The sequence below is a fragment of the Streptomyces sp. DvalAA-14 genome (assembly GCF_900091855.1).
In the GTDB taxonomy this organism is placed as follows: Bacteria; Actinomycetota; Actinomycetes; order Streptomycetales; family Streptomycetaceae; genus Actinacidiphila.
In genome coordinates, this window is the sequence record NZ_FMCH01000657.1 from 1 (window position 1) to 15,788 (window position 15,788).

At 74.2% G+C, this 15,788-nt stretch carries 8 protein-coding genes and 1 pseudogene; 2 read left to right on the top strand and 7 right to left on the bottom strand.

The window, feature by feature from the left end:
- Window positions 1–417 precede the first annotated feature (417 nt).
- Together GA0115240_RS34875 and GA0115240_RS34880 are read right to left on the bottom strand one after the other, a co-directional pair.
- Window positions 418–1,599, bottom strand: coding sequence for an ROK family transcriptional regulator (locus tag GA0115240_RS34875; RefSeq protein WP_093743110.1), 1,182 nt, complete (start codon window positions 1,597–1,599; stop codon window positions 418–420).
- Between the two features lie 1,160 nt (window positions 1,600–2,759).
- Window positions 2,760–5,264 (bottom strand): glycoside hydrolase family 3 C-terminal domain-containing protein, encoded by a 2,505-nt coding sequence (locus GA0115240_RS34880; protein WP_093743112.1) that lies wholly within the window; start codon window positions 5,262–5,264, stop codon window positions 2,760–2,762.
- Between the two features lie 977 nt (window positions 5,265–6,241).
- Between GA0115240_RS34880 and GA0115240_RS37540 the strand changes: the two are divergent.
- Both GA0115240_RS37540 and GA0115240_RS34890 read left to right on the top strand, forming a co-directional pair.
- Window positions 6,242–9,219: pseudogene (locus GA0115240_RS37540) on the top strand (discoidin domain-containing protein); the annotation flags it as partial.
- Window positions 9,220–9,375: 156 nt separating this feature from the next.
- Window positions 9,376–10,428 carry a LacI family DNA-binding transcriptional regulator gene (locus GA0115240_RS34890; RefSeq protein ID WP_093743115.1) on the top strand — a complete coding sequence of 351 codons (1,053 nt, stop codon included), beginning with the start codon at window positions 9,376–9,378 and terminating at the stop codon, window positions 10,426–10,428.
- Here the strand turns inward: GA0115240_RS34890 and GA0115240_RS34895 are convergent.
- The 5 genes from GA0115240_RS34895 to GA0115240_RS34915 form a co-directional block, all read right to left on the bottom strand.
- Window positions 10,394–11,197: a 4'-phosphopantetheinyl transferase family protein gene (locus tag GA0115240_RS34895; protein WP_093743117.1), complete on the bottom strand. Its 804-nt coding sequence runs from the start codon at window positions 11,195–11,197 to the stop codon at window positions 10,394–10,396. The two genes, GA0115240_RS34890 and GA0115240_RS34895, sit on opposite strands and share 35 nt — an antisense overlap.
- Entirely contained in the window at window positions 11,194–12,063 is an 870-nt protein-coding gene (locus tag GA0115240_RS34900; RefSeq protein ID WP_093743119.1) for a metallophosphoesterase family protein, read from the bottom strand. Before GA0115240_RS34900 ends, GA0115240_RS34895 begins: the two co-directional genes overlap by 4 nt.
- A 128-nt stretch (window positions 12,064–12,191) precedes the next feature.
- Window positions 12,192–13,379 (bottom strand): acetyl-CoA C-acyltransferase, encoded by a 1,188-nt coding sequence (locus GA0115240_RS34905; RefSeq protein WP_093743120.1) that lies wholly within the window; start codon window positions 13,377–13,379, stop codon window positions 12,192–12,194.
- Between the two features lie 131 nt (window positions 13,380–13,510).
- Window positions 13,511–14,002 (bottom strand): RNA-binding S4 domain-containing protein, encoded by a 492-nt coding sequence (locus GA0115240_RS34910; protein WP_093743122.1) that lies wholly within the window; start codon window positions 14,000–14,002, stop codon window positions 13,511–13,513.
- Window positions 14,003–14,209: 207 nt separating this feature from the next.
- Entirely contained in the window at window positions 14,210–15,466 is a 1,257-nt protein-coding gene (locus tag GA0115240_RS34915) for a phosphodiester glycosidase family protein (protein ID WP_161302668.1), read from the bottom strand.
- Between the last annotated feature and the right edge of the window lie 322 nt (window positions 15,467–15,788).

A 15,788-nucleotide genomic window follows, 5' to 3' on the forward strand; every position in this document is an offset into this window, starting at 1 on the left:
ACGGCCCGCGGGGGCGGTAAGGACCCGGAGCAGGTCGGCCAGCCGGGACTCCCCCGCCGCGCCGGGTGCGGCGGGCGCGCCGTCCAGCAGCCGCTCGACCCGTTCCGGTCCGGGCCAGGGTCCTTCGGGCGTGGGGAGGGGCTGTTCCACCACCTTGTCCACGGTGTGCCTCCCGGGGTCGTCCGCGGCGCCGCCGAGCCATCGGGCCCGGGCGCTGTCCTACACCTCACAGCGCCCACGACCCCGAAAACGTCACACCCGCCCCAGCGGCCCCGGATCGACCGCTGAACCCCCGTCCCGCGTTCCGCCGCCGGATCCCGCCGAGGCCCATGGCCGGCCGAGCCGTTGCTAGGCCGTGTCTGACAAATCCCGCCTGCCCCGCCCTGCGGGCGGACGGCGCTATTTGTCAGACACGGCCTAGCCCGCGGTGAGAAGTTCGTGGACCGGCAGGGTGGCCGCGCCGAGGGCGACCGCGTCCTGGCCCAGGCGGCCGAGTTCGAGACGGGTGCCGGCCGCCATGTAGTCGAGGCTGTGGCGGCGCATCGCGTCGTGCACGGCGGGGAGCATCACCGGGCCGAGGCTCATGCTCAGCCAGCCGGAGAGGATCACCCGGTCCGGGCTGAGCAGGTTGATGAGATTGGCGATGCCGATGCCGAGGTATTCGGCGGACCGGCGCACGGTGTCGGCGGCGGGCCCGGGCCGGGCCGCCGCGACGACCAGCTCGGCGATCTGCTCCTCGACCCCGGTGGCCGTCAACGCCGCGGCCCCCGGGGTGTCTTCGTAGTGCCGCAGGATCGCCTCGGCGCCGACGTACGCCTCCAGGCAGCCGTACGAGCCGCAGCGGCACGCGGCCCCACCGGCCTGGACGATGGTGTGGCCCCATTCGCTGGTGGTGCTGGTGACTCCGCTGGGCGAACCGGTCGCCACCGCGGCCCCGACGCCGACCGCCAGCAGGGCGACGATGGCCCGTTCCGCGCCCCGCCCGGCGCCGCGCCACATCTCGGCCTGGCCCAGGGTGCGGGCGCAGTTGTCCATGTGCAGCGGCGCGGCGATCCGGGGACGGAGCAGCGCGGCGAACGGCACCCCGGACCAGCCCAGGGTGGGGGCGTGCACCTGGCCGTCGGGCAGTACCGCCCCCGGGACGCCGACGCCGACGCCGAGCAACCGCACCGGGTCGACACCGGCCTTGGCGGTGACCTCCTCGATGCCGGCAGTCACCAGCCCGGCGAGCACGGCCGGTTCGGGGTGGCGGGCGTCCATCGGGTAGGTCGCGGTGGCGAGGGTGTCCAGTGTCCAGTCGAACAGGCCGACCTGGACATGGGTTTCGCCGATGTCCACACCGGCGACCCGCGCGTAGCCGGGCCGTACCTCCAGCAGGGTCCTGGGCCGTCCGCCGTCGGAGTCGAGCAGTCCGGCCTCGGCGACCAGGCCGTCCGCGACCAGCCCGGTCACGACGTTGCTGACCGTGGCCGAGCTCAGCCCGGTGGCGTGCATCAGGTCGAAGCGGCTGGCGGGGCCGTGCAGATAGAGCTTGGACAGCACCGACGACCGGTTGTGCCGCCGCAGATCCCTCGTCGTCCGGCCCACGTCGCGCTTCACCGGGCACCCCCTCATGATGTCGGTACCGCCGCCCGGGCCGGTGCGCCGCCGCAGCCGCGCACCACCGGCCGGTCGCGGCGCCGCGACGCCGACACGCTTCGCGGCAGCCCCCGGAGGATCGCGGTACACGGCACATAATGCCAGAACGCGGGCGTGTCGCCCGGCGGTTGGGGAGCGCTCTCCCATCGGGTACTCGAACCGCCACTCCGGGGCCCGGCGCGTGGGAGGTCCGCGGCGGGCCCGCCGGGTGCGCCTGTCTGTCAGCTGTCGGCGCGCGTGTGCGCGATGGAGCGGCGCCATCCGGGGGCGCCGCCCTGCCGGACTCCGAGCGTGCCGGTCCGGGCAGGCTGCACGCCTCCTACAGCGCTCCGTCCGCCGCACCGGCGGGCTCCCACCACGGTGGCGCACGGTCGCCGCTGTCGCCCCCGTCGTCGCTCGCGGCGCCGCGGTGGCGGCCGTTGGAACCCGTCGACGGCCTGCTCGCGCCCGGACAGCGGCCCTGCCAGGGGGACCCGCCGGCAGACCGCGCGCCCGCCGAGCGAGGCGCCGTCCAGGACCGCGCGGAGCGGTGTCCTCTTTCCGCCGATCCGGGCAGCCGGCCCAATGACTGCGGTCCCTGAACCGCGAAGTGCGGTGCCGCTCGGACGCCCCGGGCGGATTCCGGCCCGATCTCTCGGGCGGACCGGTGTGGCTGCTGCGTCGCTAGTGCTGTGGCCGGACGGGTTCGCCGGGTTCGCGGCGTCCGGTGCGGTGCTTCGCAAGGCGGTGGGGGCACCGTCCCGGCGACAACTGGGGGGGATCGTCCTCGTCCTGGGCGTACCCGGGCGACTCCGACAACCCAGCGAGGTGCCGCGCCGGGCGTCGCGAACCGGTGGACCTGTCCGGTCACAGCACGGGGAGACGCTGGCAACGCCGACCGCTCCGGGGCCGTGTCCGACGAATCGCGCTTGGCAGGCGCGCCCCACCGCTGCGAAGGGGGTGCCCCACCGCCTCGCGACCGGGGGTCGCCCACGTGTATGCAGCTGTGGTGGGGGCACCCCCCGGGCTCGAAGGCCCAGGGGGGTGGGCACCGGAGGCTGCGGCCCCCGCCCTCCGGGGGACGACGCGATGCGTCAGACACGGCCCAGGTCCGCGAGAACCGAACCCGGCCAGCCGACAGTTCAGAGCACCAGCGGCTGGGAGAGCGGTTGCCGGGCGGCCGACGGGCCGGCGTGCAGGGTGTAGGGGCCGGGGCGCGGCTGCCAGCTCCCGCGTTCCGGTGACCAGTGCTGGAAGGCGCGCGGCGCGATCCGTATTTCGGCGACGACCTGCTCGCCGGGCTCCGCGTGGACGGCGGCGTAACCGGCCAGCCGGGGCCCGCCGTCGTCGTACGGATCGGCGCCGGTGGTCAGATACACCTGCACGACTTCCCGTCCCGGCCGGGTGCCGGTATTGCGGACGGTGACGCGGGCCAGCGCGGCGGCCCCGTCGACGGCCGAAGCCCGGGCGGTCGCGGTGTCGGGATCGGGGGCCGGGTCGGTGTCCGGATCGGGGAAGGGGTCGGCCGCGACCGCCAACTGCTCGTAGGCCCAGGTGGTGTAGCCGAGGCCGTGGCCGAACCAGTAGGCGGGTTCGGCGCCGGCCCGCCGCCAGGCGCGGTGACCGATGTACGGGCCCTCGTCGTACCGGAGCACACCGTCGACGGGGGTGGTCGAGGGCGGCAGCAGCGGGGTCGGGGAGAGCGCTCCCCAGGTGGTGGGGAGTCGGCCGCCCGGCTCGGTGCGGCCGAACAGGACGTCCGCGAGGCCGTGTCCGGCTTCCTGGCCGGGGAACCAGCACAGCAGCAACGCGGGAGCGCTCTCCCGCCAGGGCAGGTCCACCGGCCCGCCGGAGTTGACGATCACCACGGTGCGGGGGTTGGCGGCGGCGACCGCCGCCACCAGTGCGTCCTGCCGCCCGGGGAGGGCCAGCGAACCGCGGTCGAACCCCTCGCTCTCGATCTCGTCGGTGGTGCCGACCACGACGACCGCGGTGTCGGCGCCGCGGGCCGCCTCGACGGCCTCGGCGATCAGTGCGTCGTCGTCGCGCCGGGGCGGGTCCACGGCCAGCGCCACCGCGTGCCCGTGCTCGGCCTCCCAGTGCCGGGTGGCGGCCAGCAGCAACTCCCGGCCGGGTTCGACCCGGCGGGCGGCGGTACGGAAGGGCGGGGAGACGTGCACATAGGTGGGGTCCTGGGAGCGCGGGGTCACATAGGTGTCCAGCAGGGGCTCGCCGTCGGCGGTCAGGGCGACCGCGCCCAGGCCGATCACCGAGAACCGCCACTCCCCCGCCGTGTCCGGGGTGACCAGGGCGCTCACCTCCACGGACGCGGCGGTCGCGGCGAGTTCGGGGGCGTCGCCGGATTCGAGGATGCGGCCGCTGAGCCGGTGCTCGGCGTGCACCTCGGTGCCGTCGGCGGCCAGGTAGCGGACGAGGACGCCGGGCTCGCCGGTGCGCGGGTCGCGGGCGTTGCCGGTGTGCACGGGGGTCGGCCGGGTGGTGAGCACGGCGCCCTCGGCGTGGACGACGACCGCCCCGCTGTCGCGGAGCGCTTCCCGGATTCCGGCCAGTGGTGACACGACCTCCTCCGGGAAGACCGCCGCGCTGCCGCCGCCCTGGAAGCGGGCGGCGGCGGCGTTGGGGCCGATGACCGCTATCCGGCGAGGAGTTGACGCCCGGCCGGCATCGAGGGGCAGCAGGTGGCCCTCGTTGCGCAGCAGCACGCAGCCGGCCGCGACCGCTCGGCGCAGCAGGCCGCGCGCCCGGCCGGGCGCGAGCGGCGGGAACGCACGCGGTCCGCGAACGCCGTCGAGCGCGCCGACCCGGGCGGCCAGCAGCAGAATCCGGCGGACCTTGTCGTCGACGGTCTTCTCGGGCACCCGGCCCTCGCGGACGGCGGCCAGCAGCGGCTCGCCCCAGCGTGGTTCGGGACCGGGCATGGCGAGATCCTGCGCGGCCAGCGCGGTGGCCTCGGTGGAGCGGACCGCGCCCCAGTCGGAGACCACCACCCCGTCGAACCCCCATTCGCCCTTGAGCGGTTCGGCCAGCAGCGGACTCTCGGACATCGTGGCGCCGTTGACCCCGTTGTAGGCGGACATCACCGTCCACACCCCGGCCGCGACCGCGGCCTCGAACGGTGCCAGGTACAGCTCCCGCAGTGTGCGCTGGTCGAGCCGGGCGTCCAGGGTGAGGCGTTCGGTCTCCGAGTCGTTGGCGACGTAGTGCTTGGCGGTGGCGGCGACGCCGCCGGACTGCACGCCGCGGATGTAGGCCGCCCCGGTACGCGCGGTGAGCAGCGGGTCCTCGGAGTAGCACTCGAAGTGGCGTCCGGCGCCGGGGCTGCGGTGCAGGTTCAACGTGGGGGCGAGCAGCACGCCGACCCCCTTGCGGCGGGCCTCGGCGGCGAGCAGCCCGCCCAGTTCGGCGACGAGTTCGGCGTCCCAGCTCGCCGCGAGGGCGGTCGGGGAGGGCAGGGCCAGGGAGGTGTCGCGTTCGTCCCATCGTTCGCCGCGCACTCCGGCGGGGCCGTCGGAGACGCCGATGGAGCGCAGTCCGACGGCCGGTTCGGCGTGCAGCCGGAAGGACGCGGCGCCGGACAGCAGCCGGATCTTGGCGGGAAGGCTCAGGGCGGCGACGAGTGCGTCCAGTTCCGATGCTGTCGGGTCCTGCGGACCGGCGGCAGGCTGGTGCGCGCCGCCGGGCCGCGGCGGGGACTGGGACGGCTCGGCGGGCTCGGGCGCCCGGAAGGGCTGGGGGGACCTGAGCGGGCGACAGCGGCGCAGGCAGCGGGGACGCGGGGGTGATCATGGTCATCCCTTCGTGGCCCGTGCGCGCGCCGCCGCCGGGGGACGGCTCGTCGGCAGCGCGGGGCCGCATGGTCGGTGGGCGAAAGGCGGGGCGCCCCGGGGGTCAGTCCGGTGGGCGGGCGCCGGGGAAGCGGTGGACCCGAGTGCCGGGAGAGCGCTCTCCCATCCCCGTACTGTCAGCTCCCCCACCCCCGCCTGTCAACCCCGCCTCCGGTGCCTGCCGCCGCCGCGCGGCGGGGGCGGCTCCCGCTCCGGGAGATGCGGCCCCGGCCGTGGACCGGCCGCCGCCACCGCCTCCTGGCCCACCCCACCGGCCCTTCCATGCCTCACGTACCCCTCCCGCACCTCTTCACCACCCGTCCCGCACCCGGCACCACCTGCCCGGTCGCGTCCCGCGCAGGCCCTCCACCAGCCGTTCTCGCGCAGCCGGCCACGGCAGCCGGCCCCGTCGCACCCGGACTCGGCCGCAGAGACCGGGATGCCCGAATCCGCCCGCAATCCTCCGTCTCCGTACCGGCGGGGCTCGCCCCGTTCCGGTTCGATCCCTTGACACCCCGGAAACGCAGCGGCAACCATCAGGGCCACTGAGAGAGCGCTCTCCCAAGCCTCCTGCCGTCCCCGGAGCGGCGCCCTCCCCACCTCCTTCCCCCCTCGCACCGCAGGAGACCGGCATGAGAGCCTCACCCTCAGCGTCCACCCGGCTCGGTTCGCTCCCTCCACCTCTTCGTGTCCTGCTGCTCACGCTGCTGGCCACCGGGCTGGCCTTGTATGCACTGGCCGTCCCCACCACGTCCGCGCACGCCGCCGACGCCCTGCTCTCCCAGGGCCGGCCGGCCACCACCTCCAGCACCGAGGGCGCGGGGTACGCGGCCTCGGCGGCCGTTGACGGCGACACCACCACCCGCTGGGCCAGCGCCTGGAGCGATCCGCAGTGGATCCAGATCGATCTCGGCGCCTCCTCGACCCTCAGCAAGGTGGTGCTGAACTGGGAGAACTACGCGACCGCGTACCAGATCCAGGTCTCCGCCGACGCCTCGCAGTGGACTACGGTCTACTCCACCACCACCGGCACCGGCGGTGTCCAGAACCTGACCGTCAGCGGCTCGGGCCGCTATGTCCGCATGTACGGCACCCAGCGCGTCAACGGCTACGGCTACTCGCTGTGGGAGTTCCAGGTCTACGGCACGGCTGGCACCGGCACATCGGGCGGAACGACCGGGGGCAGCACGACCGGCGGAACGACGACCGGGGGCAGCACAACCGGCGGCAGCACAACCGGGGGAACGACCACCGGCGGCAGCACAACCGGCGGCACCGGCACGCCGCCGCCCGGGAACTGGACCACCGTGTGGAGCGACGACTTCAACGGCGCCAGCGGCGCGCCGCCCGCGTCCGGCGACTGGATCATCGACACCGGCACCGCGTATCCGGGCGGCGCCGCCAACTGGGGCACCGGTGAGGTGGAGACGGCCACCGACTCGCCCGCGAACATCGGCCTGGACGGCAGCGGCCACCTCAACCTCACCGCGGTCAAGTCGGGTTCGTCGTGGACCTCCAGCCGGATCGAGACCCGGCGCAGCGACTTCACCGCCCCGGCGGGCGGCCAGCTGCAGATCTCCGCGACGCTGAAGCAGCCCAACCCGGCCAAGGCGCTGGGCTACTGGCCGTCCTTCCGGGCGATGGGCGCCGCGTACCGGGGCAACACCGCCGCCTGGCCGGCGGTGGGCGAGAGCGACGTGATGGAGGATGTCAACGGCCGCAGCCAGTTGTCGGCGACCCTGCACTGCGGGACGGCGCCGGGCGGCAACTGCGCCGAGTACAACGGCCTGACCAGCGGGCTGGCGACCTGCTCCGACTGCCAGACCGGCTACCACACCTACTCCGAGATCGTGGACCGCACCACGTCGGACGAGCAGATCCGCTGGTATCTGGACGGCAAGCAGGTCTGGCAGGTCAGCGAGTCGCAGGTGGGCGTGTCCACCTGGAACGCGGCGGTGCACCACGGGCTGTACCTGGACTTCAGCCTGCGGATCGGCGGTTCCTACCCGAACGCGGTCTGCGGTTGCACGTCGCCGGGAGCCGACACCTCCTCGGGCGGGGCGCTGAGCCTGGACAATGTCACCGTGTCGCAGACCACCGGCACCGCGCCGGCGCCGCTGGCCGATCCGCCGGTGCCGACCGCTCCCAGCAATGTCCATGTGACCGGCAGCCAGGGCAACTGGCAGCTCACCGTGGACGGAAAGCCCTGGCAGGTCAAGGGCATGACGTGGGGCCCGGCCACCAGCACGGCGGACGCCCACATGCGGGACCTGAAGGCGATGGGCGTCAACACGCTGCGTACCTGGGGCACCGACGCGACCAGCAAGCCGCTGCTGGACGCGGCCGCCGCCTACGGGCTGAAGGTCGTCAACGGCTTCTGGCTCAACCAGGGCGCCGACTACGTGAACGACACGACGTACAAGACCAACACCCTCAACGACATCAAGAACTGGGTGACCACCTACAAGAACCATCCGGGCGTGCTGATGTGGGACGTCGGCAACGAGGTCATCCTCACCACCCAGGACCACTACACCGGCGCCGCGGTCGAGCAGCAGCGCATCGCCTACGCGAAGTTCGTGGAGCAGGTGGTGGAGGCGATCCACGCCATCGACCCCAATCACCCGGTGACGTCGACGGACGCCTGGACGGGCGCCTGGCCGTACTACAAGCAGTACACGCCGTCGCTGGACCTGTACGCGGTCAACTCCTACGGCGCGGTGTGCAGCGTCAAGCAGGACTGGATCAACGGCGGTTACACCAAGCCGTACATCGTGACCGAGTCCGGTGAGGCCGGCGAGTGGGAGGTGTCCGACGACGCCAACGGGGTGCCGACCGAACCCACCGACACGCAAAAGCGCGACGGGTACCTCTCGGCGTGGAACTGCATCACCGGTCACACCGGGGTGGCGCTGGGCGCGACGCTCTTCAACTACGGCGAGGAGGACGACTTCGGCGGCGTGTGGTTCAACGTCGTGCCGAGCGGCTGGAAGCGGCTGGCGTACTACTCGGTGGCGAAGGACTACGGCGGCACGCCGCAGGCCAATACCCCGCCGGTGATCGGGTCGATGACGCTGAGCAACACCGCTTCGGTCCCCGCGGGTGGCACCTTCGACGTGACGGCGGCGGCGACCGATCCCAACGGCGATCCGATCCGCTATCAGCTGATGTACTCGTCCAAGTACGTCGACGGCGGCACCGCGTTGCAGCAGGTGAACTTCACCCAGACCGGCGACGGGCGGTTCACTGCTACCGCGCCGAAGGCGCTCGGGGTCTGGAAGGTGTATGTCTATGCCTACGACGGCCACGGCAACGTCGGGATCGAGACGAGGTCGTTCCGGGTGGTGGCGCCGACGGTGAGCGGTACCGATGTGGCGCTCGGCCGGCCGACCACCGCGTCCTCCTACCAGCAGACCGGGACGGCGCGCCGTTCCCGCCGTCGAACGCCACCGACGGGCGCTGGGACACCCGTTGGGCGAGCGACTGGACCGATCCGCAGTGGATCCAGGTGGATCTCGGCCAGGCGACGGCCGTCAAGCATGTCCAGCTGGGCTGGGAGTCGGCCTACGGGAAGGCGTACCAGGTGCAGCTCTCCGGTGACGGCACCAACTGGACCACGGTGTACTCGACGACCACCGGGGCGGGGGGTGTGGACACCTTCGACGTCAGCGGGTCGGGCCGGTATGTGCGGGTGAGTATCGGCGCCCGCGGCACGGCGTACGGCGACTCGCTGTACGAGTTCGGCGTGTACGCCTGAGGCGTCCCCCGCGTGCCCGTCCTGTCCGCCTGGGGGGACGGGGACGCGAGGGCCGGTGAACGGACGGGGTGCGGTCGGCCTGTGGGGGGTTGCCGCACCCCGCCCCAGCTGGGGATTGACCCGGAGAGCGCTCTCCTGCGTGGTATAACTTGGACCATGACGAGCAGCCGTCCTGCCCGGCCCCATCAGCCCACGCTGGAAGACGTCGCGCGGTCCGCCGGGGTGTCCCGGGCCACGGTGTCACGCGTGGTCAACGGGACGCGCAATGTGGACCCGGAGATCCAGCGGGTCGTTCAGCAGGCGGTGGCCGAAACCGGCTATGTGCCCAACCGGGCGGCCAGGACCCTCGTCACCCGCCGTACCGACTCGGTGGCGCTGGTCTTCTCGGTGCCGAACCACCGGGCGGCCGAAGACCCGTTCATGCGCCAGGTGTTCAGCGACCCCTTCTTCGGCCGGATCATGGGCGGGCTGCTGACGGTGCTGCGTCCGCGCGGGGTGCATCCGGTGCTGATGCTGGCCGACTCCGAGGACGCCCGCCACGACCTGGTCGCCAATCTGCGGCAGGAGCACATCGACGGGGTGGCGCTGGTGTCGATAGCGCCGGGCGACTCGCTGCCGTTCCTGCTGACCGAGGCCGGTGTGCCGACGGTGCTGTTCGCCCGCCCGCAGACCCCGCTGCCGATCAGCTACGTGGACGTGGCGCAGCAGGCCGGCGCGCGCACGGCCGCCGAGTTGCTGCTCTCGCGCGGCTGCCGGCGGATCACCACCATCGCCGGCCCGTACGACTCCCCGGCCGGCCAGGACCGGTTGGCCGGTTTCCGTGAGGCGATGGCCGAGCACGGGCACGCTTTCGTGCCGAGTGTGGAGGGCGGCTTCACCCAGGAGGGCGGCGAGCACGCCATGCGGCAGCTGCTGGGCGACCATCCCGACACCGACGGGGTGTTCGTCGCCAACGACCTGATGGCGCAGGGCGCGCTGCTGGTGCTGCGCGACCACGGGCGCCGGGTTCCCGAGGACGTGGCCGTGGTCGGCTTCGACGACAGCAGCGCGGCCCTCGCCTCGCGTCCGCTGCTGACGACGGTCCGGCAGCCGGTCGAGGACATGGCCGCGGAGATGGCCGCGCTGCTGATGGCGCTGATCGACGACGCGGAGCAGGAGACGCGGTCGGTGATCTTCAAGACGACGCTGGTGCGCCGGGAGTCGGCCTGACCGGGCGCGAGGGCTCGTTGGGGACGACGACGGCGGTGGCCACGTAGCCGCCGCGCACGATCCAGCGGCCGGTGAACACGCTCGGGCCGACGCCTTCGGCGAGCAGCGGGCCGGGGATCAGCAGCCGGGCGGTGTACGTGCCGCGGGCCCCGGTGCGGCCGCCGGCGCCGGCGCCCTGCCCGATGTCCTGCCCCATGTCCCGGTCGGCGCCCTGGCCGGCGTCCTGGCCGGCGTCCTGGTCGAAGAGGAGTTCGGCCTCCGTGAAGCCGAGCATGCGGCGGTGGAAGGGATACCAGGCCTTGTAGACCGTCTCCTTGGCGCTGAACAGCAGCCGGTCCCAGTGGATGCCGGGGCGCCGTGCGGTGTGCCCGTCGAGGGCCGCGCGTTCGGCGGGGGTGGCGAGGATGACGTCGAGTACGCCCTCGGGCAGCGGGCCGTGCGGTTCGGCGTCGATGCCGAGGGTCAGGACGTCCTCGGTGCGGGCGACGGCGGCGGCGCGGTAGCCGTCGGTGTGCGTGATGCTGCCGACGACGCCGGCGGGCCAGACCGGGGCGCCGCGTTCGGCCTCGCGGAGGATCGGCCCGGGCGGGTGGCCGAGTTCGGCCAGTGCGGCGCGGGCGCAGGCGCGGCCGGCCGCGTATTCGCCGCGGCGCTTGGCCACCGCCCGGGCGACGGCTTCGGCTTCCTGCGGGTAGAGCGGGGCCTGGTCGAGGGCGTCGCCGTAGACGACCCGGGAGCGCACGGTGGCGGGCACCACATGCTCGATCACCGGACGCTCCCCCCGCGGCCGGCCAGGATGCGCCGGGGTCCGGACGGGCCGGCGGGGCGGCTGCCCCATTCACGGGGGTAGCCGAGCGAGACCTCGGTGAAGCGCACCCCGTCCAGCCAGGTGACGCGCGGGATGTGCAGATGGCCGTAGACGACCTCGGTGGCCCGGAAGCGGATGTGCCAGTCCTCGGAGAGTTCGGTGCCGCACCACAGCGCGAAGGACGGGTAGCGCAGGATGGCGGTCGGATCGCGCTGCAGCGGCCAGTGGTTGGCGAGCACCGTCGGCAGGTCCGGGTCGAGTGCGGCGAGCCGGCGCTCGGTGGCGGCGACCCGGGCGCGGCACCAGTCGTCGCGGCCCGGCAGCGGGTCGGGGTGCAGGAGCATCTCGTCGGTGCAGACCACGCCGAGTTCGGCCGAATGGGCCAGTGCCTGCTCCTTGGTGGTCGCGCCGGGGGTGCCGTCGCGCCAGGTGTAGTCGTAGAGCAGGAACAGCGGGCACACCGCGACCGGGCCGCTGTCGGACTCCCAGATCGGGTAGGGGTCCTCGGGGGTGGTCACGCCGAGGTCGCGGACGGCCTGGACCAGGTGCTGGTAGCGGGCCTCGCCGCGCAGGGTCACCGGGTCGCCGGGCGGGGTCCACAGCTCGTGGTTGCCGGGCAGCCAGATGACGGTGCCGAAGTGCCGGGTGAGCGTGGACAGCGCCCAGGTGATGTCGTCGAACTTCTCGCCGACGTCGCCGGCGACGATCAGCCAGTCGTCGTCCGTTTCGGGCCGCAGCCCTTCCACGATCGCGCGGTTGGCCTCGTAGCCGACATGCAGGTCGCTGATCGCGAGGAGCTGCGCCCCGCCTGGGCCGGTCAACTCGATGCTGTCCTTCCGCGGGACGGTGTGTGCACGCGCCGAGTCTTACAGAGGGGGGCGGGGCCGCCAACCCCTGCCTTTGCCGGGCGGGTTGCGGGGGCCCGCCCCCCGATCAGTCGGCGGTCGGCCGGCGGTCAGTCGCGGTCCACGAGGACGGCGGCGCCCTGGCCGACGCCGACGCACATGGTGGCCAGGCCCCGGCGGGCGCCGGTGCGGTTCATCCGGTGCAGCAAGGTGGTGAGGATGCGGGCGCCCGAGCAGCCGAGGGGGTGGCCGAGGGCGATGGCGCCGCCGGTCGGGTTGACCAGCTCGGGGTCGATGCCGAGCAGCCGTACGGCGGCGAGGGCCTGGGCGGCGAACGCCTCGTTGAACTCGGCCTCCTCGACGGAGTCGACGCCGCGGCCGAGCCGGGCCAGGACGCGCTGGACGGCGGGGACGGGCCCGATGCCCATGACGTCGGGGTGCACCCCGGCGCTGGCGCCGGCCGCGTACCGCCCGAGGGACCGCAGGCCGAGGTCGCGCAGGGCCTCCTCGCTGACCAGCAGGAGGGCGGCGGCGCCGTCGTTCATGGGTGAGGAGTTGCCCGCGGTGACGCTGCCGCCCTCGCGGAAGACGGGCCGCAGCGCGGCGAGCCGCTCGGCCGTGGTGTCCTCGCGGATGGACTCGTCCTCGGTGACCGTCACCCCGTCGGCCCGGGTGACCGGCACGGTCTCCGGGTCGAACAGCCCGTTCTTGCGGGCGGCCGCGGCGTTGCGGTGGCTGCGCAGCGCGAACGCGTCCTGGTCGGCGCGGCTGACTCCGTACCGCTCGGCGACCTCCTCGGCGGTCTCCCCCATGGACAGCACGCCGTGCAGCTCGCGCATCCGGGGGTTGGTGAGCCGCCAGCCCAGCCGGGTGTCGTGCGTCTCGATGGTCCGGGGCAGGGCTTCGTCGGGTCGGGCCAGGACGAAGGGGGCGCGGCTCATGGATTCGGAGCCGCCGGCGATCACGATGTCGGCCTCGCCGGCCGCGATCATGCGGGCGGCGCTGGTGACCGCCTCCATGCCGGAGGCGCACAGGCGGTTGACGGTGGCGCCGGGCACGGTCTCGGGAAGCCCGGCGAGCAGGACGGCCATCCGGGCCACGTTGCGGTTGTCCTCGCCGGCCTGGTTCGCGGCGCCCCAGTACACGTCGTCGATACGGGCCGGGTCGAGGTCCGGCAGTCCGTCGAGCAGGCCGCGCAGCGCGGTGGCGGCGAGGTCGTCGGGCCGTACCCCGGCGAGTGCGCCCCGGAGCCGGCCGATCGGGGTGCGGCGGGCGGCGGCGAAGTGGACTGGGCGCATCGCGGGCTCCTCGAAGGCGGGTTCGGGCGGGCCGCTGCGGTCGGTCGCGCCCCTCGCAAACTAGCACTGCAAGTTTACGGGGGCGAGGCCGCCGCGGGCGGGCCGCCCGGTCCGCCGCCCGGCCGGTCCCTTCAGGCGCCCGGCGCCCGCCGGGACGGCCCGAGCAGCCGCAGCCGCTCCAGTTCCCGCCGGTCCCGTTTGGTGGGGCGTCCGGCGCCCCGGTCCCGCACGCCCAGCGCCAGCACGTCCTCGCGCGGCGGCGGGGGCGGACTGTTGTCGACGTAGGACTCGGCGGCGACCGGGGCGCCCACCCGCTTGCTGAGCAGCTTGGACACGATGACGACTCGTTCGCGGCCGGCGTGGAAGAGCCGTACCTCGTCGCCGACCCGTACCGCCTGGGCGGGCTTGACCCGCTCGCCGTTGACCTTCACGTGCCCGGCGCGGGCGGCGGTGGCGGCCAGCGACCGGGTCTTGGTCAGCCGCACGCACCAGATCCAGCTGTCCACCCGGACACTGCCGCCGGTCGCCAGCACGTTCCCGGCGCCGCGCGGCGGACGCTCGCCGTCCGCGCCCGCACCGGCCCGGTGGGCGGCGCCGCCCTGTCCCGTTTCCTCACCTGCCATGCGTCCGAGCCTAACGCCGACCGTTCACCCGGCGGGGCCGGCGGCGGAGATCGGCGCGGTGCGAGGGCGAACCGTGCGGTCGGGCGCCGGCCGGGCGGGCGGCCGGGGCGGGCCCCGATCAATTCCCGTCCCCCCGGGCATCGTCAGGCAGTTCGCCGGGGCGGCAGCCCCGCCGGGCCGCCACCCTCCGGTGCGCCGCCGGCCGGCTCAGCGGGCGTAGACCGCGACGAAGTCGCGGGTGGCCTGGACGTAGTAGCGGTCCGGCGGGTCCTCGAAGTCGAGGATGTTGGTGGGCTTGGGGTTCGCCGGGTCGTGGCTGCCGTCGTAGGACATGAAGGACGGCCAGGCGCGGTTCATGTCCAGCGGCATCGCCCGGACCGCGCCGGCGTGCTGCATGAGCCGGGCCAGGCTCTGCGCGTTCAGCGCCTGGCCGACGACCATGACGATGTCGCCCTTGGCGGTGACGCCGACCCCGGAGCGGGGCACGAACATGCCGCCCTGGTCGCTGACGCCCCACTTGGCGTCGTCGCCGATGTCGGAGACGACCTTGCCGCCGTCGACCATCAGCTCCAGGCACTGGCGGATGCCCACCACGTCGGGGGTCTTGCGCACGTCGCGGCCCCAGACGCCGATCTTGATGGAGCCGTCCCGGTAGAACACCTCGGAGGCGGCGCCGTCCCGCAGGGTGCCGGCGGTCTTGCCGTCCAGGTAGAAGCCGCCGCGGGAGCCGCCGTCGGTGATCCGGAAGCCGCCGTTCCAGGTGGCGACGAGGTTCGTGCGCTCGCCCTTGGGGATGGTCGGCGGCACGTCGAAGGTCGTACCGGGTTCGCGGAAGCCGGGGTGCAGCCGGAAGCGGGCGTACTTGCCGCTGATCCAGGCGACGGCGGCCTCGTAGGAGGTGTGTTCGGCGTCGGGGCGGACGTAGGTGCCCTGCACGATGGGCTCGCCGTGGGCGCTGGCCAGGGTGCGGTAGACGCCCTCGCCGGCCAGTGCGGGGTGGACCAGTGGTCGCATCGGGGGATGCGGCGCCACCAGCGGCCGGGCCGCCACGTGGGCCGGCGCGGGGCCGGCCGGCGCGGTGGCCTTCATCCGGGCCAGCGCGTCGGCCGGCAGCGAGCCGCCGACCTTGGGCGGATTCAGCTTGTACTGCCAGTCCTCCAGCTGGTTGACCACGAAGCCGAGTTCGTGGTCGCGGGCCCACTCGGCGAGCCGGGCCGAGGTGCTGTCCTTGCCGGGGTAGGTCAGCGCCTTGCCGACCGACCAGCCCAGGGAGCCGGCGCAGATCACGCAGACGCCCAGCACGCTGCGGGTGGTGATCCTGCGGCGGCGCAGCTGGGCCGGGGTCAGGTCGCGCCGGTGCTTCCACGGCAGCAGTCGTCGGCGCCGCCGGGCGTGTGCGGGGCCGTCGGCCGGCTCCTCGGCCTCCGGCTCCGACGGACGCTGCGCGATCCCGCCCTCGCCCATGGTGCTCCTTCCGCGGACCCGGGCCGCCGTGGCGGGCCGGGCAGCACTTCCGTATGTCATTTGTCTGATTTGCAGACTTTATGACCGGTGAGGGGCCCGGTTAACCGTCCCCGGCCGCAGAAGCACCCGCCCGCCGCACGCCCGCCGCCGTCCCGGGCGAAGGTTCCGGCGCGCCGCAGGACCCGGCCCACCTCCCGGCGGCCCCTCCCCGCGGACCCCTGCGTCCCGCCCGCGTCCGGCCCCTCCCGCCCGCCGCGGCCGCCGCGTAGGCTGGCGGCCGGCACCACGGGGAGGGCGGCGGGACGGTGGCGGAACAACTGCT